24 protein-coding genes are annotated in these 25,922 nt (G+C 65.5%); 19 read left to right on the top strand and 5 right to left on the bottom strand.

The features are described from left to right. Positions 1–48: 48 nt before the first annotated feature. On the top strand, positions 49–1,329 hold the full coding sequence (gabT, locus tag PNI01S_RS13140) for a 4-aminobutyrate--2-oxoglutarate transaminase (RefSeq protein ID WP_024766390.1): 1,281 nt from the start codon (positions 49–51) through the stop codon (positions 1,327–1,329). Positions 1,330–1,579: 250 nt separating this feature from the next. After that, a complete protein-coding gene (locus PNI01S_RS13135) occupies positions 1,580–2,776 on the top strand; it encodes an HDOD domain-containing protein (protein WP_084358395.1) in 1,197 nt (398 codons plus the stop codon). A gap of 54 nt (positions 2,777–2,830) precedes the next feature. On the opposite strand, the gene argH is transcribed toward PNI01S_RS13135, so the two are convergent. Beyond that, positions 2,831–4,225 carry an argininosuccinate lyase gene (gene argH, locus PNI01S_RS13130; RefSeq protein ID WP_037014656.1) on the bottom strand — a complete coding sequence of 465 codons (1,395 nt, stop codon included), beginning with the start codon at positions 4,223–4,225 and terminating at the stop codon, positions 2,831–2,833. A gap of 233 nt (positions 4,226–4,458) precedes the next feature. On the opposite strand from argH, the gene PNI01S_RS13125 reads away from it, so the two are divergent. From PNI01S_RS13125 to PNI01S_RS13100, 6 genes are all read left to right on the top strand, one after another. After that, positions 4,459–5,529 carry a sensor histidine kinase gene (locus PNI01S_RS13125; RefSeq protein ID WP_084358394.1) on the top strand — a complete coding sequence of 357 codons (1,071 nt, stop codon included), beginning with the start codon at positions 4,459–4,461 and terminating at the stop codon, positions 5,527–5,529. Positions 5,530–5,533: 4 nt separating this feature from the next. Further along, complete coding sequence (gene algR / locus PNI01S_RS13120) at positions 5,534–6,280, top strand: alginate biosynthesis regulator AlgR (protein WP_024766394.1); 747 nt, start codon at positions 5,534–5,536, stop codon at positions 6,278–6,280. 113 nt (positions 6,281–6,393) lie between these two features. Then, positions 6,394–7,332 carry a hydroxymethylbilane synthase gene (hemC, locus tag PNI01S_RS13115; protein ID WP_084358393.1) on the top strand — a complete coding sequence of 313 codons (939 nt, stop codon included), beginning with the start codon at positions 6,394–6,396 and terminating at the stop codon, positions 7,330–7,332. Further along, positions 7,329–8,087: a uroporphyrinogen-III synthase gene (locus PNI01S_RS13110; protein ID WP_037014658.1), complete on the top strand. Its 759-nt coding sequence runs from the start codon at positions 7,329–7,331 to the stop codon at positions 8,085–8,087. The genes hemC and PNI01S_RS13110 overlap by 4 nt, the downstream gene beginning before the upstream one ends. 27 nt (positions 8,088–8,114) lie before the next feature. Further along, complete coding sequence (locus PNI01S_RS13105; protein ID WP_038803750.1) at positions 8,115–9,227, top strand: uroporphyrinogen-III C-methyltransferase; 1,113 nt, start codon at positions 8,115–8,117, stop codon at positions 9,225–9,227. Then, complete coding sequence (locus PNI01S_RS13100; RefSeq protein WP_065086197.1) at positions 9,224–10,456, top strand: heme biosynthesis HemY N-terminal domain-containing protein; 1,233 nt, start codon at positions 9,224–9,226, stop codon at positions 10,454–10,456. The genes PNI01S_RS13105 and PNI01S_RS13100 overlap by 4 nt, the downstream gene beginning before the upstream one ends. Positions 10,457–10,504: 48 nt before the next feature. Here the strand turns inward: PNI01S_RS13100 and PNI01S_RS13095 are convergent, their stop codons facing one another. Then, a complete protein-coding gene (locus PNI01S_RS13095; protein ID WP_065086198.1) occupies positions 10,505–11,590 on the bottom strand; it encodes a PQQ-dependent sugar dehydrogenase in 1,086 nt (361 codons plus the stop codon). Positions 11,591–11,706: 116 nt separating this feature from the next. Here PNI01S_RS13095 and PNI01S_RS13090 point away from each other — a divergent pair, with 116 nt between their 5' ends. The 3 genes from PNI01S_RS13090 to PNI01S_RS13080 all read left to right on the top strand — a co-directional run bounded on the left by PNI01S_RS13090 (position 11,707) and on the right by PNI01S_RS13080 (position 14,774). Further along, entirely contained in the window at positions 11,707–12,192 is a 486-nt protein-coding gene (locus PNI01S_RS13090) for a disulfide bond formation protein B (protein WP_065086199.1), read from the top strand. A 257-nt stretch (positions 12,193–12,449) separates the two neighbouring features. After that, positions 12,450–12,917, top strand: a complete 468-nt coding sequence (locus PNI01S_RS13085; protein WP_024766399.1) for an Rsd/AlgQ family anti-sigma factor — start codon at positions 12,450–12,452, stop codon at positions 12,915–12,917. Positions 12,918–13,595: 678 nt separating this feature from the next. Further along, complete coding sequence (locus tag PNI01S_RS13080) at positions 13,596–14,774, top strand: AlgP family protein (RefSeq protein WP_084358392.1); 1,179 nt, start codon at positions 13,596–13,598, stop codon at positions 14,772–14,774. A 3-nt stretch (positions 14,775–14,777) separates the two neighbouring features. Here PNI01S_RS13080 and PNI01S_RS13075 read toward each other — a convergent pair whose 3' ends face one another. Next, a complete protein-coding gene (locus PNI01S_RS13075) occupies positions 14,778–15,242 on the bottom strand; it encodes a TIGR02444 family protein (RefSeq protein ID WP_084358391.1) in 465 nt (154 codons plus the stop codon). Positions 15,243–15,289: 47 nt separating this feature from the next. Here PNI01S_RS13075 and PNI01S_RS13070 point away from each other — a divergent pair, with 47 nt between their 5' ends. From PNI01S_RS13070 to PNI01S_RS13045, 6 genes are all read left to right on the top strand, one after another. After that, on the top strand, positions 15,290–17,200 hold the full coding sequence (locus PNI01S_RS13070; protein ID WP_024765770.1) for an ATP-binding cassette domain-containing protein: 1,911 nt from the start codon (positions 15,290–15,292) through the stop codon (positions 17,198–17,200). Then, positions 17,200–17,763: a mechanosensitive ion channel family protein gene (locus tag PNI01S_RS13065; RefSeq protein ID WP_084358390.1), complete on the top strand. Its 564-nt coding sequence runs from the start codon at positions 17,200–17,202 to the stop codon at positions 17,761–17,763. Before PNI01S_RS13070 ends, PNI01S_RS13065 begins: the two co-directional genes overlap by 1 nt. A 15-nt stretch (positions 17,764–17,778) precedes the next feature. After that, on the top strand, positions 17,779–18,537 hold the full coding sequence (locus PNI01S_RS13060) for a TerC family protein (protein WP_084358389.1): 759 nt from the start codon (positions 17,779–17,781) through the stop codon (positions 18,535–18,537). A gap of 243 nt (positions 18,538–18,780) precedes the next feature. Further along, on the top strand, positions 18,781–19,410 hold the full coding sequence (locus tag PNI01S_RS13055; RefSeq protein ID WP_024765767.1) for a LysE family transporter: 630 nt from the start codon (positions 18,781–18,783) through the stop codon (positions 19,408–19,410). Between the two features lie 139 nt (positions 19,411–19,549). Next, positions 19,550–21,454 carry a cytochrome c/FTR1 family iron permease gene (locus tag PNI01S_RS13050; RefSeq protein ID WP_024765766.1) on the top strand — a complete coding sequence of 635 codons (1,905 nt, stop codon included), beginning with the start codon at positions 19,550–19,552 and terminating at the stop codon, positions 21,452–21,454. 74 nt (positions 21,455–21,528) lie between these two features. Beyond that, positions 21,529–21,999, top strand: a complete 471-nt coding sequence (locus PNI01S_RS13045; RefSeq protein WP_037013429.1) for a YaiI/YqxD family protein — start codon at positions 21,529–21,531, stop codon at positions 21,997–21,999. Between the two features lie 80 nt (positions 22,000–22,079). Here PNI01S_RS13045 and elbB read toward each other — a convergent pair whose 3' ends face one another. Then, positions 22,080–22,730: an isoprenoid biosynthesis glyoxalase ElbB gene (elbB, locus tag PNI01S_RS13040; protein WP_024765765.1), complete on the bottom strand. Its 651-nt coding sequence runs from the start codon at positions 22,728–22,730 to the stop codon at positions 22,080–22,082. 127 nt (positions 22,731–22,857) lie between these two features. On the opposite strand from elbB, the gene PNI01S_RS13035 reads away from it, so the two are divergent. Next, a complete protein-coding gene (locus PNI01S_RS13035) occupies positions 22,858–24,096 on the top strand; it encodes a sterol desaturase family protein (RefSeq protein WP_084358388.1) in 1,239 nt (412 codons plus the stop codon). Here PNI01S_RS13035 and PNI01S_RS13030 read toward each other — a convergent pair whose 3' ends face one another. Then, positions 24,097–24,657 (bottom strand): DedA family protein, encoded by a 561-nt coding sequence (locus PNI01S_RS13030; protein ID WP_024765764.1) that lies wholly within the window; start codon positions 24,655–24,657, stop codon positions 24,097–24,099. Between the two features lie 233 nt (positions 24,658–24,890). On the opposite strand from PNI01S_RS13030, the gene hemB reads away from it, so the two are divergent. Continuing rightward, positions 24,891–25,910 (top strand): porphobilinogen synthase, encoded by a 1,020-nt coding sequence (hemB, locus tag PNI01S_RS13025; RefSeq protein WP_065086205.1) that lies wholly within the window; start codon positions 24,891–24,893, stop codon positions 25,908–25,910. Positions 25,911–25,922: the final 12 nt, after the last annotated feature.

The raw sequence follows: 25,922 nt of genomic DNA, 5'->3' as shown, positions 1-25,922 counted from the left end.
CTTTCATCCTTTGATCCGGTCGCCCGATGAGCGGCCACTGAGGAAGCTATGAGCAAAACCAACGAATCCCTGCTGCAACGTCGTCAGGCCGCCGTACCGCGCGGTGTAGGCCAGATCCACCCGGTCGTCGCCGAGCGCGCCGAGAACTCCACCGTGTGGGACGTCGAAGGTCGTGAATACATCGACTTCGCCGGCGGCATTGCCGTACTGAACACCGGTCACCTGCACCCGAAAGTGATCGCTGCCGTTCAGGAGCAACTGACCAAGCTGTCCCACACCTGCTTCCAGGTGCTGGCGTACGAGCCCTACATCGAGCTGGCTGAAGAAATCGCCAAGCGCGTTCCGGGCAACTTCCCGAAGAAGACCCTGCTGGTCACCTCCGGCTCCGAAGCCGTTGAGAACGCCGTCAAGATCGCCCGTGCCGCTACCGGCCGCGCTGGCGTGATCGCCTTCACCGGTGCCTACCACGGCCGTACCATGATGACCCTGGGCCTGACCGGCAAGGTCGTTCCGTACTCCGCTGGCATGGGCCTGATGCCGGGCGGCATCTTCCGCGCCCTGGCTCCGTGCGAACTGCACGGCGTAAGCGAAGACGAGTCGATCGCCAGCATCGAGCGCATCTTCAAGAACGACGCTCAGCCGCGCGACATCGCTGCCATCATCATCGAGCCGGTTCAGGGCGAGGGTGGCTTCTACGTCAACTCCAAGGCCTTCATGCAGCGCCTGCGCGCCCTGTGCGACGAGCACGGCATCCTGCTGATCGCTGACGAAGTGCAGACCGGCGCTGGCCGTACCGGCACCTTCTTCGCTACCGAGCAACTGGGTATCGTCCCGGACCTGACCACCTTCGCCAAATCCGTTGGCGGCGGCTTCCCGATCTCCGGCGTTGCTGGCAAGGCCGAGATCATGGACGCCATCGCTCCGGGCGGCCTGGGCGGCACCTACGCCGGTAGCCCGATCGCTTGCGCCGCGGCCCTGGCCGTGCTGAAAGTGTTCGACGAAGAGAAGCTGCTGGACCGTTCGCAAGCCGTTGGCGAGCGCCTGAAGACTGGCCTGCGCGACATCCAGGCCAAGCACAAGGTGATCGGCGACGTTCGTGGCCTGGGTTCGATGATCGCCATCGAACTGTTCGAAGGCGGCGATCACAACAAGCCGGCCGCTGAACTGGTCAGCAAGATCGTGGTTCGTGCCCGTGAGAAAGGTCTGATCCTGCTCTCCTGCGGTACCTACTACAACGTGATCCGCTTCCTGATGCCCGTCACCATCCCGGACGCGCAGCTGGACAAAGGCCTGGCCATCCTGGCCGAGTGCTTCGACGAACTGGCCTGAGCTTCATCGCCCTAGCCGTTCAGGAGAAAGGCCCGCGCAAGCGGGCCTTTCTTTTTGTGCGCTTTTTTTTGTGAGAATTGTCCTCCGAAGTTGATGGCGCGCATGGGAAGCCTGAGGGCTTTGGACTACGCTGCGCAGTATCCGTAGGCCGCTGGCCGGCGGCATCCGAAGGACCGGGCACTCGGCAGGGGAGGCTCTGGATCGGTTGTTTCCGCCCGCGACGGCATTCGTCCCGAACGAGGTGTGATCCATGAGCGTTTCTCCCGGCGTGCTGGTGGCTGCCAGCGATCCCTGGAGCCGCGAGCTGCTCGGCCAGCTGGTGCTGAGCGTGCGCTGCGATGCGAACGTCGAATTCTGCGAAGACGGTGACACGGCCATCGAGGCCTGTCGCCGCCATCCCTTCGCCTTGATCCTGGCCGAGCGCGAGCTGCCCGGCAGCGACGGGCTGGAGCTGCTGCGTCATGTGCGCTTGCGCCGCCGCGGGCCGGTTGCCCAGCCTTTCATCCTGATCAGCTCCAAGGCCGATGCCGCCAGCGTGCGTGCTGCCTTGCCGTTGGCGCCTACGGCCTACCTGGTCAAACCTTTCAACGCCGAGAACCTGCGCGAGCGGTTGCGCTCGCTGCTGCTGGCGCCGGGCGAGAATGTCGTCTGCGAGCTGCCCACGCTGGAGCAGAGCCTGTCGCTGGAGCGCTTCCTGCAAACCGAACGGGACGCCACCGAGGGCGCTCCGCTGATGGGCGAGGTCGGTGCAGCGGTGAATCGCTGCATGGAAGCCAGTGACATCAACCTGGAAATGCTCGAACAGGAGTTCGGCCATGATCCGCAGATCACCGCGTGCCTGATCTCTGCCGCCAACAGCGCTGCACGGCATGTCGGCATGCCCTGCCAGACGCTGATGCAGGCACTGTCGCGCCTGGGTGTGGCGCAGGCGTTGAACCTCATGCTGGCGGTCGCGTTGCAGCGCGCCGCGACACTGGCCGACCCGTTGCTGAAAGAGCGCGCCGAGCGCTTCTGGGAGCTGTCGCGGCACACTGCCGATGGCGCCTTCGCCCTGGCCGAGTCCCTGGGGGCCGATGCCGACCGCTGCTTCACCGCCGGGCTGTTGCATTGCCTGGGGGACCTCGCGCTGCTGCGCAGCCTGCAGGATTGGCACAGCGCCGGTGGCGCGCTGAGCGAGGCGGAGGTGGAGAAGTCTCTGAAGGAGCACGGCGCGAGCTTTGGCTCCGCCCTGCGCACCCGCTGGCGCCTGCCATTGGAACTGCGCAACCTGATCGCCGCGGCCTACGCCATCGACAACGGCGTGTTCAGCCGCGAGGCGCTGATCGTCAACCTGGCTTCCAGCGCAGCGCGCTTGCCAGAGGATGAATTGCCGACGCTGACCGAACACAAGGCGGCGCGGATGTTGCGGCTGACGCCGGCGCAGCTGGGCTTTCTAGGCAGAAGCTGAAACGAAAAAGGCCGCGTCGATTGACGCGGCCTTTGCTTCTGGCGAGTAGCGCGATCAGCGCGAAGCCAGCAGTTCCTTGCCGCGCACGACAGCGGCGCGGACCTGGTTCGGCGCGGTGCCGCCAATGTGATCGCGGGCATTCACCGAACCTTCCAGAGTCAGCACGGCGAACACGTCGTCGTCGATCTGGTCACTGAACTGGCGCAGCTCGTCCAGGCTCATCTCGGCGAGGTCCTTGCCGCTGTCCACGCCGTATTTCACGGCGTGGCCGACGATCTCGTGGCAGTCACGGAACGGCAGGCCGCGGCGTACCAGGTAGTCGGCGAGGTCGGTGGCGGTGGAGAAGCCACGGCGGGCCGCTTCACGCATGATCTCGCGCTTGGGCTTGATCGCCGGAACCATGTCGGCGAAGGCGCGCAGGCTGTCGCGCAGGGTGTCGGCAGCGTCGAACAGCGGCTCCTTGTCTTCCTGGTTGTCCTTGTTGTACGCCAGCGGCTGGCCCTTCATCAGGGTCAGCAGGCCGGCGAGGTGGCCGAACACGCGGCCGGATTTGCCGCGCACCAGCTCTGGTACGTCCGGGTTCTTCTTCTGCGGCATGATCGAGGAGCCGGTGCAGAAGCGGTCGGGCAGGTCGATGAACTGGAACTGGGCACTGGTCCAGAGCACCAGTTCTTCGGAGAAGCGCGACAGGTGCATCATCGCCACGGCGGCCGCGGCGCAGAATTCGATGGCGAAGTCACGGTCGGATACGCCGTCCAGCGAGTTGCCGGAGATCGCTTCGAATCCCAGCAGTTCGCAGGTGATGGTCCGGTCGATCGGGTAGGTGGTGCCGGCCAGCGCGGCGCTGCCCAGGGGCATGCGGTTGGCGCGCTTGCGGCAGTCCACCAGGCGCTCGTAGTCGCGGCTGAGCATTTCGAACCAGGCCAGCAGGTGGTGGCCAAAGGTCACTGGTTGCGCGGTCTGCAGGTGGGTGAAGCCGGGCATGATGGTGTCCGCTTCGGCGTCTGCAAGGCCCAGCAGGCCCTGCTGCAGGCGGGTGATTTCGGCGAGGATCAGGTCGATCTCGTCGCGCAGCCACAGGCGGATGTCGGTGGCCACCTGGTCGTTGCGCGAACGGCCGGTGTGCAGTTTCTTGCCGGTGATGCCGATGCGGTCGGTCAGGCGCGCTTCGATGTTCATGTGCACGTCTTCCAGGTCGACGCGCCAGTCGAAGGTGCCGGCCTCGATTTCGCTCTGGATCTGCTTGAGGCCATCGATGATGGTGTCGCGCTCGGCGTCGGTCAGCACGCCGACCTTGGCGAGCATGGTGGCGTGGGCCATGGAGCCCATGATGTCGTGGCGGTAGAGGCGCTTGTCGAAGTCGACGGAAGCGGTGAAGCGGGCGACAAAGGCATCGACGGGTTCGCTGAAGCGGCCGCCCCAGGACTGGTTGGTCTTCTCTACGCTCATGAATCTCTCTCGCTGAAACGGGCAGGCGCGGCGCGCGGCCTGCATGAAGGGCAAAGTGCGACGATAATAGCAGGCTGAGGGACAAAACCGGCGGCGCTTTGGCGGGTTGCGGCAGGCTAGCGGCGGCGAATTGCCGCGGGGTCGGTCGCCGATCCTTGCGCTGGCCGACAATTCCAGGCTTTTGGTCGCATGCGGTGCTTGCCGCCGTGCAGGCGCTTACGGAAACTGCGTCGATGCCCAGACTGACGAAGACCGGCGACCAGCCGGCGCCCAACGAAGACTTCTTCATCCCCGAACTCTGTCAGCCCGAAGCGCTGTTCAGCCTCGTGCTGCTCGCCGAGCTGCTGGTACTCGTGCTGGTGCTCGCCGAGCCGATGACCCCCAGCTTCAACTGGGTGCGCCTGGCGCTGTCTTCGCTGTTCGTGCAGTGGATCGTGCTGCTCTCGGCCGGCCTGCTGTGCCAGTTGCGCCCGTTGATGGCGCGCTGGCCGGCGTGGTTCTCCGGGTTGCTCAGCTGCGCCCTGGTGGTCCTGCTGACGCTGGGCTGCACGGCGGTGGCGGATTATTTCTCCCTCGGCGGCCCCATGTCGCGCACCGGCGAAGTCAACCTCTACCTGCGCCACGCGTTGATTGCGCTCATCATGTCCACGCTCTTGCTACGCTACTTTTATCTCCAGAGCCAGTGGCGGCGGCAGGAACAGGCCGAACTGCGGGCGCGGATCGAGTCGCTGCAGGCGCGCATCCGTCCGCACTTCCTGTTCAACAGCCTGAACAGCATCGCCAGCCTGATCGAAATCGATCCGGCCAAGGCCGAGCTGGCGGTGCTGAATCTTTCGGATCTTTTTCGCGCCAGCCTGGCCAAACCTGGAACATTAATTTCATGGGGAGAGGAACTTGAGCTGGCCAGACGCTATCTTTCCATTGAGCAGTTCCGTCTTGGCGACCGGCTGCAAATGGACTGGCAGGTGAGCGGTGTGCCCGACGGCGTGCCGATTCCCCAGCTGACGCTGCAGCCATTGCTCGAGAACTCATTGATTTATGGCATCCAGCCGCGCATCGAAGGCGGGCTGGTGAAAGTTGAGGCGGACTACCGTGACGGTGTGTTCCAGCTCTGCGTGAGCAACCCGTACGACGAATCGACCGAGACGCTGCCCACGAAGGGGACCAAGCAGGCCCTGCAAAATATTGCAGCGCGACTTGCGGCACTTTTCGGGCCAAAAGCTAGTCTCAGCGTCGAGCGCCGTGACGGACGGCACTTCACCTGTCTACGCTATCCATGTGCGCGTCTCATGCAGGAAGCCTGATCTTATGAATGTCCTGATCGTCGATGACGAACCCCTGGCGCGAGAGCGCCTGGCCCGGCTGGTGGGGCAACTGGACGGCTATCGTGTCCTCGAGCCCTCCGCCAGCAATGGTGAAGAAGCGCTGACGCTGATCGACAGCCTGAAGCCGGATATTGTCCTGCTGGATATCCGCATGCCCGGCCTGGACGGGCTTCAGGTCGCCGCCAAGCTGTGCGAGCGCGAAGCCCCGCCGGCGGTGATCTTCTGCACCGCCCATGATGAATTCGCCTTGGAGGCGTTCCAGGTCAGTGCGGTCGGCTACCTGGTCAAGCCGGTCCGCAGCGAGGACCTGGCCGAGGCCCTGAAGAAGGCCTCGCGGCCCAATCGCGTGCAATTGGCGGCGCTGACCAAGCCCCCGGCGGCCGGCGGCCCCGGCCCGCGCAGCCATATCAGCGCGCGGACCCGCAAGGGCATCGAGCTGATTCCGCTGGAAGACGTGATCTTCTTCATCGCCGACCACAAGTACGTGACCCTGCGCCACGCTGGCGGCGAAGTGCTGCTGGACGAGCCGCTGAAAGCCTTGGAAGACGAGTTCGGTGATCGCTTCGTGCGCATCCACCGCAACGCGCTGGTTTCCCGCGAACGTATCGAGCGCCTGCAGCGCACCCCGCTGGGGCACTTCCAGCTGTACCTGAAAGGACTCAACGGCGATGCGCTGACTGTCAGCCGCCGTCATGTCGCCGGTGTCCGGCGGCTCATGCACAACCTGTAGCGACACAGTGCCGCAGCGCCTGAAGCCCGGGGGGCGCCCCCCGGGCTTTTCGTTTGCGTGAGCTGTTATCATGCGGGCACTTTCTTGCACGCTTCCTTTGCCTGGAAATGCCCATGTCTCGCGAAATCCGTATCGCCACGCGCCAGAGCGCCCTGGCACTCTGGCAGGCCGAATACGTCAAGGCCCGCCTGGAGCAGGCCCACCCCGGCCTGACCGTGACCCTCCTGCCGATGACCAGCCGCGGCGACAAGCTGCTGGATGCGCCACTGGCGAAAATCGGTGGCAAGGGCCTGTTCGTCAAGGAGCTGGAAACCGCCCTGCTGGAGAACGACGCGGACATCGCCGTGCACTCCATGAAGGACGTGCCGATGGATTTCCCCGAAGGCCTGGGCCTGTACTGCATCTGCGAACGTGAAGACCCGCGCGACGCCTTCGTCTCCAACACCTATGCCAGCCTCGACGACCTGCCCGCCGGCAGCGTGGTCGGCACCTCCAGCCTGCGCCGCCAGGCCCAACTGCTGGCCAGCCGCCCGGACCTGCAGATCCGCTTCCTGCGCGGCAACGTCAATACCCGACTGGCCAAGCTCGATGCCGGCGAATACGACGCCATCATCCTTGCCGCCGCCGGTCTGATCCGCCTCGGTTTCGAAGACCGCATCCGCTCCTCCATCAGCGTCGAAGCCAGCCTGCCGGCCGGCGGCCAGGGTGCGGTGGGCATCGAGTGCCGCGCTGCCGACGCGGAAATACACGCCCTGCTGCAGCCGCTGCATCACCGTGAGACGGCCTTGCGCGTCACTGCCGAGCGCGCGCTGAACAAGCGCCTGAACGGTGGTTGCCAGGTGCCTATCGCCTGCTACGCCATCCTCGAAGGCGAGCAACTGTGGCTGCGCGGTCTGGTCGGCCAGCCCGACGGCAGCCAGTTGCTGCGCGCCGAAGCTCGCGCCCCGCTGGCCGAAGCCGAAACCCTCGGCGTGAAGGTCGCGGAAGACCTGCTGGGTCAGGGCGCCGAGGAAATCCTCACCGCGGTCTACGGCGAGGCCGGTCACCCGTGAGCCGCTGGCGGCTGCTGCTGACCCGTCCCGAAGAGGACTGCGCGGCACTTGCCGCCACCCTCGCCGAGTACGGTATCCACGGCGACTGCCTGCCCTTGCTGACGATCACGCCTCGCGAAGAGACACCCGCCGAACGCAGCCTGATCCTTGACCTGGACCGCTACTGCGCGGTTATCGTGGTCAGCAAGCCCGCGGCGCGCCTGGGCCTGGAGCGGCTCGACCGCTACTGGCCGCAACCGCCGCTGACCCAGCGCTGGTTTACCGTGGGCGCGGCCACGGCGGCTATCCTCGAAGACTACGGCCTGGATGTGGTCTGCCCGCAGGGCGGTGACGACAGTGAAGCCCTGCTGGCCCTGCCAGCGTTCGAGCAGGCCCTGCAGGTGCATGATCCGAAGGTATTGATCATGCGTGGCGAGAGTGGCCGAGAATTCCTTGCCGAGCGCCTGCGCGGCCAAGGCGTGGCGGTGGACTATCTGGAACTCTACCGGCGCGAAATGCCGTGCTACCCCGAAGGCGAATTGCTGCGGCGAATTCAGCGGGAGCGTTTGAATGCCATCGCGGTCAGTAGTGGGCAGGGGCTGGAACATCTGCAGCTGCTCGCCGCACAGGATTGGCCGCAGGTGAGTGCGATGCCGTTGTTCGTGCCCAGCCCGCGTGTGGCTGAGCAGGCGCGGGAGATGGGTGCGCAGCGAGTGATCGATTGTCGGGGCGCCAGCGCTGTGGCACTGATGGAGGCGCTGAGAAGCGCCGAATAGAATAATTTCTGAGCGAAGGATGGATCTGTGAGCGAAGCCGTCACTCCCCAAGAGACTTCACCAACATCGCCCAGTCCGGCCCCCGCGCCGGCCCCGCGCAAGGGTGGCACGGGTATCGCGCTGCTGGCCCTGCTGGTCGGCGCCGCTGGCCTCGCCGCAGGCGGCTGGGGCATCTGGCAGGTCCAGCAGCTCAAAGGCGCCGAGCAGCAGCGCGCTGCGCAACTGGAAGATGCCCGCGCCCAGGCGCAGGGTGTGCAGAGTGCCAACGCGGACTTGAGCAAGCGCCTGGACACCCTGCCCAACGCCGATGAGCTGGAAGCCCGTCGCCGCCTGGTGGTGGAGCTGCAGGGCGACCAGCAGCAGTTGGCCAAGCAGGTCAAGCAGGTGCTGGGGCAGAGCCGCCAGCAGTGGCGACTGGCCGAATCGGAGCACCTGTTGCGTCTGGCCGCGCTGCGCCTCTCCGCGCTGCAGGACATCGACAGCGCGACCGAGCTGGTCCAGGGCGCGGACGACATTCTTCGCGTGAACAATGATCCGGGCGCCTTCGCCGCTCGTGCGCAACTGGCCAAGAGCCTCGAAGCGCTGCGCGCCCTGCCGCGCCCGGACCGCACCGGGCTGTTCCTGCAACTGGGCGCGCTGCGTGACCAGGCTGCCCAGCTGCAACCGCTGAATCCGGCGTTCAAGCCCTCCGAGGGCGGCACCGGCCCGAGCACCGCCTGGGGTGATGGCAGCAGCACCTGGGACCAGTGGTGGGAACGCATCTCTCGCTATGTGCGCATCGATTTCAACGCCGGCCAGGACATCCGCCCGCTGCTCTCCGGCCAGCAACTGGACCGTGTGCGCCTGGCTCTGAGCCTCGCCCTGGAACAGGCGCAGTGGGCCGCTTTGAATGGCAAGCAGGACGTCTACGAGCAGGCACTGAAGCAGGCCAAGCAGATCGTCGGCGACTTCTTCAACGCTGACCTCGCCGACAGCCGTGCGCTGATTGCGCGCCTGGATGAGCTCAGCGGCCAGGCCGTCACCGTGCAGACGCCGGACCTCGGCCCGGCCCTGAGTTCGCTGCAGGCCTACCTGTCGCGCCGCGAAAGCGCGGTGCAGCAGCAGGAGGCGGTGGCGCCGGACGCGGGGACCCAGCCATGAGCCGCGTCTATGTCCTGATCCTCGCCGTGGTCCTGGCGGCCACCTTGGTCGGGTTGGCTATCGCCGAGCAGTCGGGTTACGTGCTGATCGCCTACAAGAGCTTCCGCTACGAATCCAGCCTGTGGACCTTCCTCGCGCTGCTGGTGGTGCTCTGGGTGATCTATCTCGCCGTGCGTCTGGTACTGCGCTTGCTGGGCGTGTCCGGGCGGGTGGTGAATCCCTGGTCGCGCTTCAATCGCCGCCGCCGCTCGCAGCTGGCCGAGGAGCATGGCCAGCGTGATCTCGCTGAAGGCCACTGGGCGCAGGCGCTGCGTCACCTGCGTCGTGCCGCGGAGCTGAGCGATCGCCCACTGCCGCATTACCTGGGCGCCGCCCGCGCGGCCAACGAGCTGGGCAAGACCGAAGAATGCGACGAATTGCTGGACCGCGCGCAGGAGCGCGAGCCCGGCACCGAGCTCGCCGTGGGCTTGACCCGCGCGCAGCTGCTGATCAACCGGGGCGATTTCGCCCGCGCCCGCGTGGTGCTGGACAAGCTGCACCAGGATCACCCGCGTCACCCGACTGTGCTGCGCCTGCTCCAGCAGTTGTACGTCAGCCTCCACGAGTGGCAGGCGCTGTGCGTGTTGCTGCCCGAGCTGCGCAAGGAGCGCGTGCTGCAGAACGCCGAGTTGGCCGATCTGGAGCGCCGTACCTGGATGGCCGCGCTGGGGGAGGCGGGCGAGCAGGGCGTTGGCCAGGGCGAAGGCAGCCTGCAGCCGCTGACCCAGCGCTGGCAGAACGTGCCGACCAACCTTCGTGCGCAACCGCCGCTGGTGGCCGCATACGCCGATCAGTTGCTGCGCCTGGGGGCGCCGGAAGAGGCCGAGGAAGTACTGCGCAAGGCGCTCAAGGAGGGCTACGACAGCCGTCTGGTGCACCTCTATGGCCGTGCCCGTGGCCGTGATGGTGCCCACCAGCTGAAGACCGCCGAAGGCTGGCTGAAGCAGCACGGCGACGATCCGGAGCTGCTGCTCACCCTTGGTCGCCTCTGCCTGCAGAACAAGTTGTGGGGCAAGGCGCGCGAATACCTGGAAGCCAGCCTGGACCGCCAGCGCAGCGCGGAAACCTGCGCCGAACTGGCGCGCCTGTTGGCGCAGCTTGGTGAAGTAGAGCGCAGCAACCAGCTGTTCCAGGAAGGCCTGGGGTTGCTGGCCCCGCCGACTTCGTCGGCGCTGGCGGTGCGTGCCTGATCCCGCCGCCTGCGGTGAAAACGGCGCCCGAGGGCGCCGTTTTCGTTTTCAGGGGTTGCCGTAGCGAATGCGGTATATCGCGCCATTCTGATCGTCGCTGACCAGCAGCGAGCCGTCCGGCGCTACCAAGACGTCCGCCGGCCGCCCGTGCACCTCGCCGTCCTTGTCGAGCCATCCTTCGGCGAAGACGCCCTGGCGCTTCAGCGTGCCGTCTTCGTTGAGTTCGACCCGCGCCACGCGGTAGCCGATCTTCTGCGTGCGGTTCCACGAGCCGTGTTCGGCGATGAACAGGTTGTTGCGGTACTCGGCCGGGAACTGTTCGCCGGTGTAGAAACGCAGCCCCAGCGCGGCCACGTGCGGGCCGAGTCTGGCCACTGGCGGGGTGAAGGCGGAGCAGGGTTTCCTGCCTTCCTCCGGGTCGGCGATGTCGCCCTGATGACAGTCGGGATAGCCGAAATCCTCGCCCATCGTGCTGACCTTGTTCAACTCGTCGTCGGGCTTGTCATCGCCCAGCAGGTCGCGCCCATTGTCGGTGAACCACAGCTGCTTCGTCTGCGGGTGCCAGGTGAAACCGACGGTGTTGCGAATGCCGTAGGCGACCACCTCCCGCGCGCTGCCATCGGCGTTCATGCGTTGCAGGTTGGCGTACTGCTCGCGATCCGGGCGGCAGATGTTGCACGGCGCACCGACCGGCACATAGAGCTTGTCGTCCGGGCCGAAGGCGATGAACTTCCAGCCGTGCGCAGTCTCTTTCGGAAACTGTGCGCGCAGCTCCTCAGCCTTTGGGGGAGCATCGAGATGTGCCTCGATATCGCGCAGCACGACGATGCGGCTGAGCGAGGACACGTACAGGTCGCCCTTATGGAAGGTCACGCCTACGGGCATCTGCAGGCCATCGGCGAGCACCTTCACCTGGCCGTCGGGCTTCACCGCGTAGACCTTGTCGGAGGAGCGACTGCCCACGAACAGCGTGCCCTTGTCACCCCAGGCCATGGCGCGCGCGCCGGGAACCTGGTCGGTCAGCAGGCTGATATGGAAGCCCTCAGGCAAGCGGATGTGGCTGAGGTCTGTGGCGGCGATGGCTGGAACTGTTGTCAGGGAAAGCAGCGAGCAAAGCAGGAAATGACGACGCATGGCATGGATTCCCGGATGAGTGCCACGGCCAGTCTAGACACTTGCCTTGAACTGATCGCGGTGTTTCCTCTACCGTAGCGGCCTTTCCTGCAACAGCGCTTTTCAGCGGAGCCGCCATGAATCTGGCCAGCCCTCGGTCCCTGTTCTTCCTCGCTTTCCTCGCTTGCGTCGCCATGCTCGGCACGGGCTTCTACCTGCAATACATGATCGGGCTGGAGCCCTGCCCGCTGTGCATTCTGCAGCGCATCTTCTTTGCCGGCTGCGGGTTGTTCTCGCTGATCGCCGCGCTGCATGGCCGTGCTCCGCGGCTGTACTCGGTGCTGATCCTGCTCTGCGCCCTGGGTGGCGCCGGCACCGCAGGCCGTCAGGTCTGGCTGCAGACTCTGCCGCCGGACCAGTTGCCGTCCTGCCTGCCGCCGCTGGAATACATGATGGAGAGCATGCCCTACGCCGACATCATCTGGACCATGTTCCACGGTTCGGCCGACTGCGCCGAAGTCTCCTGGACCCTGCTCGGCATGAGCATCCCGGAGTGGAGCCTGCTGGCCTTCATCGGCTTCGCCCTGTTCGCCATCGTGCAGTTCTTCCGCCGCCGCGGCTGAGCGTCGCATCTCAAATCGCCATGGCCTGCGCCGCATCGGCGCAGGCCAGAGGCGTCGGGGCCTGTCGATTAAACGCTCGTATGAATTTTCCCGTTACCGGTGTCTTGAAGGCGATAACGGGGGGGCATACTCTGGATTTCCACTCCGTCGGAAAGCCGCCGCCGAACAAGCTTCACACATCGCGGATGTCGAGATTCGACAGAATATTGTCCCGGGGCGGACCTTGCCGGGACGGCGAAAAGGGAAGTGAGGACAACATGCTCGAGAGCTGCCGTAATGCCCAGGAACGTTGGGGAGGCGTACACCAGCTGATCGACCGCTGGTTGCGGGATCGACATGAGTTGGTCCGGGCATTCGATTCCCTGGACGGTGTCCAGGCGCCGAAGACCAACGCCGAGAATCTCCAGAACTTCTGTCAGCTCCTGCTCGACTACGTGTCGGCGGGCCACTTCGAAGTCTACGAACAGCTGATGAACGAGGCGCAGGCCTTCGGCGATACGCGGGGCCTGGAACTGGCCAAGCAGATCTACCCGCGCCTGGAAACCATCACCGCCAACGCGCTGAACTTCAATGATCGTTGCGACAATGGCGACTGCCGCGAAGGCACCTGCCTGACCAGCGAACTGAAGAGTCTGCGCCAGCAACTGCACGAACGCTTCGAACTGGAAGACTGCCTGATCGAAGTACTGCACAACGCCCACGAGCAGAAAGCCGTCCTGGCCTGAGCGAAGGGAAGTCCGACAACGGCGCGAGTGCTTCAGGCACTGGCGCCGTTTTCGTTTGGGTGTTGGGCTCGCGCGGCTCCGGGCAATCGCGAACGGAGCTGCTTCCATGCGGTGCTTGTCTCTCCTGCAAGGGCGGTTTCTGCCAGCGATGTTCTCGAGCTTCAGGCTGTGATTCGGAGTGCGCGCACCGCAACGAAAACTCCTGCCGTCCGGCGGCTCCCGAAGAGGGTGATGCATGGTTTTTTTGGGGTGAAGTCGACGCTCGCGCTGGCTGGTTTCCGCCGGCGTACAAAGAGGGAGCGAACACCGATTCGCTGCTTCACGCGCGATCATCTGGCGCTGCATCGTGGCAGGTGATGCGACTTTTCGAGCGAGCCTGGCTGTCTTCTGCGTGGTAGCGTGGGAGGCTCTGCAATGGGCTTTTGCAGCGTGTGCAGAAAATATTTTTTCTGCACTCAAGCTCAAGCGCCATGCGGCTTTGCGCGCAGCGAAGCACGCACTCCAGGGAACCAAGTGTAAGTTGCAGCGTCACTGGGTGAGTGAGAAAACGCGCCTTCGCGCACTGCTGAAAACCTCTGAAGCCGATGCCCGCTGCGGCCTGCAGCACAATCGGGACATTGGCGAGAGGCCATCAGCGGGGCTAGTATGGGCGCAACCACGTCCGCCAGGAGGCACGTCATGTCGGCCAACAAGAAACCCGTCACCACTCCGTTGCATCTGCTGCACCAGTTGTCCAACAGTCTGATCGAACACCTCGAAGGTGCCTGCAAGCAGGCGCTGGTCGATTCCGAAAAGCTGCTCGCCAAGCTCGAGAAACAACGCGGCAAGGCACAGGAGAAGCTGCACAAGGCTCGCGCCAAACTGCAGGACGCGACCAAGGCCGGCAAGGCGAAGGCGCAGGCAAAAGCCAAGTCGACCATCGCCGATATCGATGGCGCCCTGGATGTCCTGAAGACCCGTCAGACCGAAACCCGTGCCTACATCGCCAATCTCAAGCGTGATGTGCAGGAGAGCCTGAAGCTCGCCCAGGGCGTGACCAAGGTGAAGGAAGCCGCTGGCAAGTCCCTCGCTACCCGCAAGCCGGTCGCTGCCGCTGCCAAGCCGGTTGCCAAGGCCGCCGCCCGACCGGCCGCTAAAGCCGCTGCCAAATCCGCCGCCAAGCCTGCCGTGAAAGCCGCTGCCAAGCCTGCTGCGAAACCGGCTGCCAAGGTTGCCGCTGCCAAGCCTGTTGCTGCCAAAGCCGCTGCCAAGCCTGCTGCGAAACCCGCCGCCAAGCCTGCCGCTAAAACCGCTGCCAAACCGGCTGCGAAAACTGCCGCTGCAAAACCCGCTGCTGCCAAGCCGGCTGCCAAAGCTGCCGCGAAGCCAGCCGCCAAGCCTGCTGCGAAAGCTGTCGCCAAGCCGGCAGCCAAACCCGCTGCTAAGCCTGCCGCTGCTGCCGCCAAGCCTGCTGCCAAACCAGCCGCGAAACCGGCTGCCAAGCCTGCTGCGAAAGCCGCTGCCAAACCAGCCGCCAAGCCCGCCGCGAAAGCCGCTGCGAAGCCTGCTGCCGCCAAGCCCGCTGCTGCCAAACCTGCCGCGAAGCCCGCCGCGAAACCGGTTGCCAAGCCTGCCGCCGCTGCCAAGCCCGCCGCGAAACCAGCTGCCAAGCCTGCGGTGAAAGCCGCTGCCAAGCCAGCCGCAAAGCCGGCCGCCAAGCCTGCTGCGCCCAAGCCCGCCGCCGCTGCCAAGCCGGCCGCTCCGGCTGCCCCGAGCGCATCGGCTGCCCAGCCGAGCACTCCGGCCGCCACCCCGGTTTCCAGCGCTACTGCGGCGCCGGCGACGCCGGTCAGCAGCACCTCATCCAGCGCTTCCTGAGGCTCAGGAGAGGCTCGCCGCGATGCGCAGGGTTTCCTGCGCATCGCGGCGCAAGCCGCCCGCTTCACCGGCTGCAGCTTCCAGCCAGTACACCAGTTCCTGCGCTTCACCTCGTGGCCAACCCCTTGCCACCGCCTCCAGTCTTCCCAGCAGCACCTTTTCCGCTTCCAGTTCGACCTGCTTGATCCGCTCCCGCAGCGGCGCCAGCCCAGCATCCTGCTTCGCCGGATCGCGCCAGCGCTGACGCAGCGAACGTAGCGGCACTATCACTTCCTCGCGCCACTCCCGCGCAGCACATTCCAGCGCGCTCATCCGCGATGGCGAGAAGGTCACGCCAGTGCTTCCCAGCCAGGCCGAAGCGAGCAGCAGGCAGACATCCGCACCGCCTTCCTGCAGGGCCAGGCAAGCCGGCTCAACCCCAGGGCAGGCGTAGAGTTTCAGCGCATACGACCAGACATCATCAGACATAGAGCACCCACAGCGATTGCCAGGCGAAGCTGATAAACTCCGCCGCCATGATTCGACTACAAAATCTTACGCTACAGCGTGGCCCCCAGCGCTTGCTGGAAGGTGCCGAACTCACCCTGCACGCCGGACAGAAAGTCGGCCTGATCGGCGCCAACGGCGCCGGCAAGTCGAGCCTGTTCGCCCTGCTGCGCGGCCAGCTCGGCCAGGACGCCGGCGACTGCTACCTGCCTGCGGACTGGCGCATCGCACACATGCGCCAGGAGGTCGATACCCTCGACCGCCTCGCCGTCGATTACGTGCTCGACGGCGACGTGCACCTGCGCAAGATCCAGGCGGATCTGGCCGCGGCGGAAGACGCCCACGACGGCACTGCCCTGGCGCGCCTGCACAGCGAACTGGACAGCGCTGACGGATACACCGCGGACGCCCGCGCGCGCAAGCTGCTGGCCGGCCTGGGCTTCACGCCCGAGCAGATGGACCGCCGCGTCGGCGACTTCTCCGGTGGCTGGCGGATGCGCCTGAACCTGGCGCAGGCGCTGATGTGCCCGTCCGAACTGCTGCTGCTCGACGAACCGACCAACCACCTGGACCTCGACGCCATCCTCTGGCTGGAAGAGTGGCTCAAGGGCTATCCGGGCACGTTGCTGCTGATCTCCCACGACCGCGATTTCCTCGATGCCGTGGTGGACAACATCGCCCACCTCGAACAGCGCAAGCTGACCCTTTACCGCGGCGGCTACTCGGCCTTCGAGCGTACCCGCGCCGAACGCCTTGCCCAGCAGCAACAGGCGTACGAGAAGCAGCAGGCGCAGCGCGCGCACATGGAAAAGTACATTGCCCGCTTCCGCGCCCAGGCCACCAAGGCTCGCCAGGCGCAGAGCCGGATCAAGGCGCTGGAACGCCTGGAAGAGCTGGCGCCGGCCCACGTCGATTCGCCGTTCGACTTCGCCTTCCGCGAGTCCGACAAGATCTCCAGCCCGTTGCTCAACCTCTCCGAGGCCCGCCTGGGCTACGGCGACAAGACCGTGCTGGAGAAGGTCAAGCTGCAACTGGTGCCCGGCGCGCGCATCGGTCTGCTCGGCCCCAATGGCGCTGGCAAGTCCACGCTGATCAAGACCCTCTCCGGCGACCTGTCGCTGCTGTCCGGCGAGCTCGCCCGTGGCGAGAACCTCGCCATCGGCTACTTCGCCCAGCATCAGCTCGACTCGCTGGACCCCAAGGCCAGCCCGCTGCTGCACCTGGCGCGCATCGCGCCGGCCGAGCGTGAGCAGACCCTGCGCGACTTCCTCGGTGGCTTCGATTTCCGCGGCGAGCGTTGCGACGAACCGGTGCTGAACTTCTCCGGTGGCGAGAAGGCACGCCTGGCGCTGGCGTTGATCGCCTGGCAGAAGCCCAACCTGCTGCTGCTCGATGAACCGACCAACCACCTCGACCTGGAAATGCGCCTGGCGCTGACCCTGGCGCTGCAGGAGTTCTCCGGCGCCGTGGTGGTGGTGTCGCACGATCGTCACCTGCTCAAGAGCACCACCGATGAGTTCCTGCTGGTGGCCGACGGGCGCATCCGCGAGTTCGATGGCGACCTCGACGATTACGCGCGCTGGCTGGTGGACTTCCGCGCCCGCCAGACGCCGTCCTCACCCGCGGCTCCCGCCGGCGACAAGACCGACAAGCGCGCTCAGCGCCAGGCGGCCGCTGCGCTGCGCCAGCAACTCGCCCCGCACAAGCGCGAAGCCGACAAGCTGGAAAAAGAGCTGGGCAAGGTCCACGAGCAGCTCGCCGAACTGGAGGAGCGCCTGGGCGACAGCGCCCTCTACGAAGCTGCGCGCAAGGACGAACTGCGTGACCTGCTGGCTCGCCAGGCAACTCTAAAGACCCGCGAAAGCGAGCTGGAAGAATCCTGGCTGATGGCCCTGGAAACCCTCGAAGAACTGCAGCGCCAACTTGAGGCCAGTGAGTGATGGGTGACGTGAACCTGCTGGTGGCGTGGAGCGAACCACTGCTGCGTGGCGGGCAGATCATCCTCATCCTGCTGCTGGCCTGGGTGGTGCAGCGCATCGTGACGCGCGCCATCAGCCGCCTCGGCGAGCGCTATCCGATGCCGCCGGAACTGCTGCTGCCCCTGCGCGGCAGCCTGCGCTGGCTGATCATGGGCTCGGCGGTAATGCTGGTGCTGGAGCGCCTGGGTGTGTCTGCGGACGTGCTGTGGGCTGCGCTGACCGGCTTTGCGGCCGTCGCCGCCGTGGCCTTCTTCGCCATCTGGAGCGTGCTCTCCAACCTGTTCTGCGCCCTGATGATCTTCACCATGGGGCCCTTCCGCCTGGGCGACCGCGTGGAAGTCATCGAGTCCGCCGACAAGCCCGGTGTGAAAGGCCGGGTGGTGGCAATCAACCTGCTCTACACCACGCTGGAAGAAGTTGCCGAGGACGGTGCGCCCGGCGCACTGCTGCAAGTACCGAACAATCTGTTCTTCCAGAAGGCCATTCGCCGTTGGCGCGGGCCGAACTTTCCCACCACCCCCTGACGGACGTCTCCCACTATGGAATGGCTCACAAGCCCTGAGATCTGGGTTGCCTTTCTGACCCTGACTGCCCTGGAAATCGTACTGGGCATCGATAACATCATCTTCATCTCGATCCTGGTCGGCCGCCTGCCGCCCGCGCAGCAACCCAAGGCGCGCTTCTTTGGCCTGGCCCTGGCGATGGGCACGCGGATCCTGCTGCTGCTCTCGATCACCTGGGTGATGCGCCTCACCGCGGACCTGTTCACCGTGTTCGACCATGGCATTTCCGGGCGCGACCTGATCCTGTTCTTCGGCGGCCTGTTCCTGTTGTTCAAGAGCACCATGGAAATCTTCCACAGCCTCGAAGGCGCGGAGGAGGGCGGCCAGCAGGGCGGCAAGTCCCGCGGCTTCATGGGCATCATCATCCAGATCGCGATCATCGACATCGTCTTCTCCCTGGACTCGGTGATCACCGCCGTGGGTCTGGTGCAGCACGTGCCGGTGATGGTTGCGGCCATCGTCATCTCGGTGGGTGTGATGATGCTGTCGGCCGGCACCATCAGTGCCTTCATCGAGAAGCACCCGTCGCTGAAGATGCTGGCGCTGTCGTTCCTCATCGTGGTCGGCACCGTGCTGATCGCCGAAGCCTTCGAGATCCACGTGCCCAAGGGCTATGTGTACTTCGCCATGGCCTTCTCGCTGGCGGTGGAGGCGATCAACATCCGCCTGCGCGGCGCCCTGGCGCGCAAGCGTGGCGAGGAGCCGGTGAAGCTGCGCAGGGACATCCCGAGCTGATCACTCGATTCGGATGAAGAAAGCCCGGCCTCGTGCCGGGCTTTCTTCTGGCTCTTCGCCGGAGCCAGCTCGCTCGCGAATCGCCTCTTCGCTGGAGCCCCTGGAGGCTCTGTTTGCGATCCAGCTCGCTTCTTCAGGGCTCCCTCGACCTTCGTCGGCAACGCTGGGCGGCGCAGCCTGACTGAGGCACACTGGGCCTCCGTAACAAGTTATTGCGCCTGCCTGGGCGCCGTGAGGTCCGCAATGCTCGCCAGTACCTGGTTCGCCTTCTTCATCGCCTGCTGGGTGATCAGCCTGTCGCCCGGCGCAGGGGCCATCGCCTCGATGTCCTGTGGGCTGCAATACGGCTTCTGGCGCGGCTACTGGAATGCCCTGGGCCTGCAGATCGGCCTCGCCCTGCAGATCGCCATCGTCGCCGCAGGCGTCGGCGCGCTGCTCTCGGCTTCGGCGGTGGCCTTCAGCGCGATCAAGTGGTTCGGTGTGGTCTACCTGGTCTATCTCGCCTATCGCCAGTGGACCGCTGCCCCGCAGGTGATGGCGGCGAGCGGCGAGCGCCCTATCGGCCGGCCGCTGACCCTGGTGCTACGCGGCTTTCTGGTCAACGCCAGCAACCCCAAGGCGGTGATCTTCATGCTCGCGGTACTGCCGCAGTTCGTCGACCCGCACCAGCCGATGGCGATCCAGTACGTGATCATGGGGGCGACCATGATCACCGTCGACCTGATTGTCATGGCCGGCTACACCGGCCTGGCCGCCCGTGTGTTGCGCGCCCTGCGTTCGCAGCGTCAGCAGAAGATCATGAATCGAACTTTCGCGACTCTGTTCGTGGGCGCCGCCGCGCTGCTCGCCACGGTCCGCCGCGCCCCGGTCTGAGGGCGTTTGCGCGGATTTCGACGGCGTCCCGAAGTGGCCGTGGGGCCACTGTGGATGTAACTGTGCGAGACATTGTCCTTGCATAGACGGAAACCTGAGGTGACAATTTAATCTCTTTCATTCTCATTTAACTTCCCGTATGCGCCCCTCCAAACTTTTCGTCTGGCTATTGCCGCTGGCCGGCATCTTCAGCCTTGGAGCTCAAGCCGACACGGTTGTCGACCCTGCTCAAGCCCTTCACCTGCTCAGCTACCTCGCCGCTGACTACCCCGCCACCGTGACCGACGGCAAGGTGATCAACGACAGCGAATACAAGGAGCAGCTCGAGTTCGTCGGCAATCTCCACTCGCTGATCCTGACCCTGCCGGCGCGCCCCGAGCGTGCGGACCTGGAAAAAGACGCCGCCAGCCTCAAGCAGGCCATCGAGCAGCGCCAGCCGGGCAGGCAGGTGGCCCAGCAGGCTCGCCACCTGGAGGTGCGTGTCGCCGATATCTACCAGGTGGTGCAGACTCCCGCGATCACCCCGGATCCGGCCCGTGGCGCCGAGGTCTACGCTCAGCAGTGCTCGATCTGCCACGGTGACGCCGGCAAGGGTGACGGACCTGCAGGCATCGGCCTGGAGCCGCCGCCGGCCAACCTGACCGACCGCGCGCGCCTTGACCAGCTCAGCCTTTACGATCTGCGCAATGTCATTGGCCTGGGCGTTGCCGGCACCGACATGCCGGCCTTCGCCGACCAGCTCGACGAGCGTCAGCGCTGGGACCTTGCCTCCTATGTGGCCAGCCTCAGTGCCGGTCAGGCCAAGCCCGACCCGGCCCACGCCTACCCGCTGGCAACCCTGTCGACCCAGACGCCTGCCGATGTCGCCGAACATGACGGCGAAGCTGCGGCCGAGAGCTTCCGTGCCCTGCGTGCGCACCCGCCGCTGGAGCATCGTGGCCCGGCGCAGCAGATCGACTACACCACCGCGACCCTGGACAAGAGCTTCGCTGTGTACCGCTCCGGCGATCACGACCAGGCTTACGACCTGTCCGTCGCCGCGTACCTGGAGGGCTTCGAGTTGGTGGAGTCCTCGCTGGACAACGTCGATGCCGATTTGCGCAAGGCGACCGAGAAGCAGCTGATGGCCTACCGTCAGGCCCTGCGTGACGGCTTGCCGGAAACCGCAGTTGCCCAGCAGCTGGAACTGGCCAAGGCCAAGCTGGCGGACGCCGCCAAGGCCCTGAGCGGCGACTCGCTGAGCTTCTCCATCAGCTTCATCTCCGCCCTGCTGATCCTTCTGCGCGAAGGCGTGGAGGCGATCCTTGTGCTGGCGGCCATCCTCGCCTTCCTGCGCAATACCGGGCAGGAGAAGGCTGTGCGTGGCGTGCACATCGGCTGGGGCCTGGCCTTCGTCGCCGGCTTCGCCACCTGGGCGGTGGCGGCCTACGTCATCGACATCGGCGGCGCCCAGCGCGAGCTGATGGAGGGCTTTACCTCGCTGTTCGCCTGCGTGATGGTCCTCTGGCTCGGCGTGTGGATGCACGACCGCCGCCACGCCGCCGCCTGGCAGGACTACATCCGCAGCAGCCTGGTGGGTGGCGGGGGCCGCTTCGGCTTCGCCGTGCTGGCCTTCTTCTCGGTCTACCGCGAACTGTTCGAAGTCATCCTGTTCTACGAGACGCTCTGGCTGCAGGCAGGTCCTGCCGGCCACAACGCGGTGATCGCCGGTGCGGGCACCGCGGTGGTGATCCTGATCGCCATTGCCTTCGTGATCCTGCGTGGCTCGGCGAAGCTGCCGCTGAAGCTGTTCTTCACCGTCAACGCCGCGCTGCTCTGCGCCCTGTCGGTGGTCTTCGCCGGCCACGGCGTGGTCGCCCTGCAGGAAGCCGGCGTGATCGGCACCCGCCCGGTGCCCTTCTTCGACTTCGACTGGCTCGGCATCAAGGCCGACGCCTACTCGCTGTCGGCCCAGGCGGTGGCGCTGCTGGCGGTGGCCGTGCTCTACGGACGCAGCTACTTCTCCGAACGGCGCAAGGCCGCTGCGGTCGCCGCGTCGTCCTGAGGCAATAGCCAAGCGATACACGACGGCCAGTGCGATACTGGCCGTCGTGCTTTTCGAAGGAAGGTTTTCCCCCGATGCGTATCTGGATCGATGCCGACGCCTGCCCGCGCGCGGCCAAGGAGCTGGTGGCGAAGTTCGCCTTGAAGCGCAAGCTGGATGTGGTGATGGTCGCCGGCCAGCCCGTGGCCAAGCCGCCATTCGCCTGCGTCAGCCTGATTGTCGTGCCCAGCGGGATGGACGCCGCCGACGATTACCTGGTGGAACAGGCCGAGCCGGGCGACCTGGTGATCTGCAGCGACGTGCCGCTGGCTGACCGGCTGGTGAAGAAGGGCGTCGATGCGCTGGACCCGCGCGGCCGCGAATTCGACGAGAAGAACATGGGCGAGCGCCTGGCGGTGCGCAACCTGTTCACCGACCTGCGCGAGCAGGGGCAGGTCGGAGGAGGGCAAGCACCCTACGGCGACAAGGATCGCCAGGCCTTCGCCAACAGCCTGGATCGGCTGCTGACGCGGCTGATGCGCGAGGAGCAGAGCCGCAAGGCCTGACACGAAAACGCCCGGCACTGCCGGGCGTTTTCGTTTTCACCGAGGATGGGCAGGGCGTAGGAAACTCTATGTCTACAGGTTCACGCCAGCTCCAGCACCCGATCGACCGCCTTGTTGATGCCGCTGGCGGCTTCGGCGATGGATTGCGCGAGCATGTAGGCAGGAGTGGTGACCAGCTTGTGGTCCTTGTCCTCGACTATGTCTTCCACGGCGCAGTCGATGTGCTTGGCACCCATGCTGGTCAGTGCCTGGGCCGTACCCTCGTCGGTACCGATGGTACATTCCACGCCTTCGCCATAGATACGCGCGGCCAGGGCCGGGGCGATGCAGAGCAGGCCGACCGGCTTCTTCGCCGCGGCGAAGGCCTTGGCCAGGGCCAGCACGTCCGGCTGCACTTCGCACTGGTCGCCCTTGAAGGCGAAGTCGCTGAGGTTCTTCGCCGCGCCGAAGCCGCCGGGCACGATCAGCGCGTCGAAGTCCTCGACCTTGGCTTCACGCACATCCTTCACCTCGCCGCGGGCGATCCGTGCGGACTCCACCAGCACATTGCGGCTCTCGGCCATTTCCTCTCCGGTGAGGTGGTTCAGCACATGGTGCTGGGCGATGTTCGGGGCGAAGCACTGCACCTTGGCGCCGCGCTGGGAGAGGCGCAGCAGGGTGATCACGCTTTCATGGATTTCCGCGCCGTCGTAGACGCCACAACCGGAAAGGATAACGGCAACTTTCTTCATGGACTGCTCCTGTTCGAGGGGGTCGGGGCTGTCGCGATATGCCGCCCGGACTGTCGCCGACGGCCGTGGCCGGCGGCGGGCAAGGGACTAGGATCCTTCCTCATAAGCATAACGATTCGGTCGTGCCATGAACTACATCCTCTTCGCCGTGCCCTTCTTTTTCCTGCTGATTGCGATCGAACTGCTCGCCGACCGCTGGCGCGGCCTGCGCACCTATCGCCTGAGCGACGCGCTGAACAGCCTCAGCGCGGGGGTCCTGTCGACCACCAGCGGCCTGCTGACCAAGGGGCTGGCGTTGGTGACCTACACCATCGCCTGGCAGCACCTCGCGCTGTTCGAGCTGTCGGCTAAGAGCCTGTGGGTCTGGGCGTTCGCCTTCGTCTTCTACGACTTCTGCTACTACTGGAACCACCGCCTCGGCCATGAGCGCAATGTGCTCTGGGCCGCGCATTCGGTGCACCACCAGAGCGAGGATTACAACCTCTCCACCGCGCTGCGGCAGACCAGCACCGGCTTCATCTTCGGCTGGATCTTCTACCTGCCAATGGCCATCGCCGGGGTGCCGCCGCTGGTGTTCCTCACTGTCGGCGCACTGAACCTGCTCTATCAGTTCTGGGTTCATACCCGGCACATTCCCAAGCTGGGCTGGTTCGAATGGATATTCATCACTCCCTCCAACCATCGCGTGCACCACGCGCAGAACCCTGTCTATATGGATCGCAACTACGGGGGCGTGTTCATTCTCTGGGACCGCCTGTTCGGCACCTTCCAGGAAGAGCTGGACGAAGAGCCGGTGGTGTTCGGCGTGACCGTCCCCCTGGCCAGCTGGAACCCGCTGTGGGCCAACCTGCAGGTCTATGCGCACCTGTGGAACGATGCGCGCCGTGCCGGCAGCCTGTGGGACAAGCTGCGCATCTGGTTCATGCGCACCGGCTGGCGCCCCGCGGACGTCGCCCAGCGCTATCCCATGGCCAAGCCTGACCTGGCGGCCTTCCGCAAGTTCGAGGTGCCGCTGACGCGCGGCCGGCAGTGGTACGCCGGTCTGCAGTTCGCCATCTACGTGGTAATCGGCACCTGGTTGCTGGGCGTCGGGGAGGGCTGGCAAGTGCTGCCGCTGGTGATTGGCTGGGCCTGGATGGCTTTCGGTCTCTACGCCATCGGATGCTGGCTGGAGAACCGCGCCTGGGCGCTGCGCCTGGATCTGCTGCGATTGGCGCTGAACGTACCGGCAGTGGCGGCGCTGGTACTGTGGGGAGGCATCGGGTTGCCGCAGTGGGCGCCCTGGGCGCTGGCGGTCTACTCGCTGCTCAGCCTGATCGGGCTGCTCGGCCTGCGGCGCGCCGAGCGCCTGCCGCAGGCGGCCTGATCAGTCCGCCTTGGAAGCCTTGAAGCGGCGGCGCAGCCAGAACAGCAGGCCGATCACTACCAGGCCGCCGAGAACCATCAGTTCGTACTTCTTGATGTTGCCCAACACGCCTTCGAGCACGCTGCCGAAGTAGAAGGCAGCGCTGCCCAGCACGGTGGCCCAGACGATGGCGCCGATGCCGTTGAGCAGCAGGTAGCGCGCCGGCGGGTAACCGGACAGGCCGATGGCCACCGGCATCACGGTGCGCAGACCGTAGACGAAGCGGAAGCTCAGCACCCACAGGTCGGGATGCTTGCGCACGTGCTCCAGCGCCTTGTCGCCCATCTTCTGCCAGCTTGGTTTGCGCGCCAGCAGCTTGCGACCGTGGCGACGACCGAGGAAATACCAGAGCTGGTCGCCCGCGTAACTGCCGAAGAACGCCACCGCGATGACGTACTCCAGCTGCATGTAGCCGCGGAATGCCAGGAAGCCGGCCAGGACCAGAATGGTCTCACCCTCGAAGAACGTGCCGAGAAACAGCGCGAAGTAGCCGAAATCCTGCAGGAATTGTTGGAGCATTATCGAGGCAACGCAGCGAAATGAACGCGAAGCCTAACCCGGTTGTCGCCCGCAGGGAAGGTATCCCGGTCCGCACAACTGACTTGGAACAAGTCTGTGCCGGTGCAGAGCGGCGGCATGCCGCTGCGGCAGGATGCCGCGACCAAGGGTCACTGTTACCGGTTGTTACCAATCGGTCATAATTCAGGGCTATAACTGTCAGACTGTGCCTGCTGCATCAGGCCCTGGAGTACGCCGTGAGCTTCATTCCCGCCGATCGTGCCTTCCCCTTCACTCGTCTGCGTCGCAATCGTCGTGACGATTTTTCCCGCCGTCTGGTGCGCGAAAACGTCCTGACCACCAACGACCTGATCCTTCCGGTGTTCGTCCTCGACGGCAAGAACCAACGGGAAGCGGTACCTTCGATGCCGGGTGTGGAGCGCATGTCCATCGACCTGCTGCTCAAGGAAGCCGAAGAGCTGGTAGAGCTGGGCATCCCGGCCCTGGCGTTGTTCCCGGTGACCCCGCTGGAGAAGAAATCCCTCGACGGCGCCGAGGCCTTCAACCCCGATGGCATCGCCCAGCGCGCCACGCGCGCCCTGCGCGAGCGCTTCCCCGAGCTGGGCATCATCACCGACGTGGCGCTGGACCCGTTCACCAGCCACGGCCAGGACGGCATCCTTGACGAAGACGGCTACGTCCTGAACGACATTTCCGTTGATGTGCTGGTCAAGCAGGCGCTTTCCCACGCCGAGGCCGGCGCCCAGGTCGTGGCTCCGTCGGACATGATGGACGGCCGCATCGGCGCCATCCGCGAGGCCCTGGAGTCCACCGGCCACATCAACACCCGCATCATGGCCTACTCGGCCAAGTACGCCAGCGCCTACTACGGCCCGTTCCGCGATGCCGTCGGCTCCGCCGCCAACCTGGGCAAGGGCAACAAGGCCACCTACCAGATGGACCCGGCCAACAGCGACGAAGCGCTGCACGAGATCTACGCTGACCTCGCCGAAGGCGCCGACATGATCATGGTCAAGCCGGGCATGCCCTATCTCGACATCGTTCGCCGCGCCAAGGACGAATTCCGCGCGCCGACCTTTGTCTATCAGGTCAGTGGCGAATACGCGATGCACATGGCCGCGATCAACAACGGCTGGCTCAGCGAGGCGGTGATCCTCGAATCGCTGCTGGCCTTCAAACGCGCGGGCGCAGATGGCATCCTGACCTACTTCGCCAAGCGCGCGGCACAACAATTGAAAATGAAAAGCGGGGGCTGACCCCGTCGATGA

Origin of the sequence: Pseudomonas nitroreducens NBRC 12694, assembly GCF_002091755.1 — a bacterium.
GTDB lineage: Bacteria > Pseudomonadota > Gammaproteobacteria > Pseudomonadales > Pseudomonadaceae > Pseudomonas > Pseudomonas nitroreducens.
This window is presented reverse-complemented; position numbering and strand designations above follow the sequence as displayed.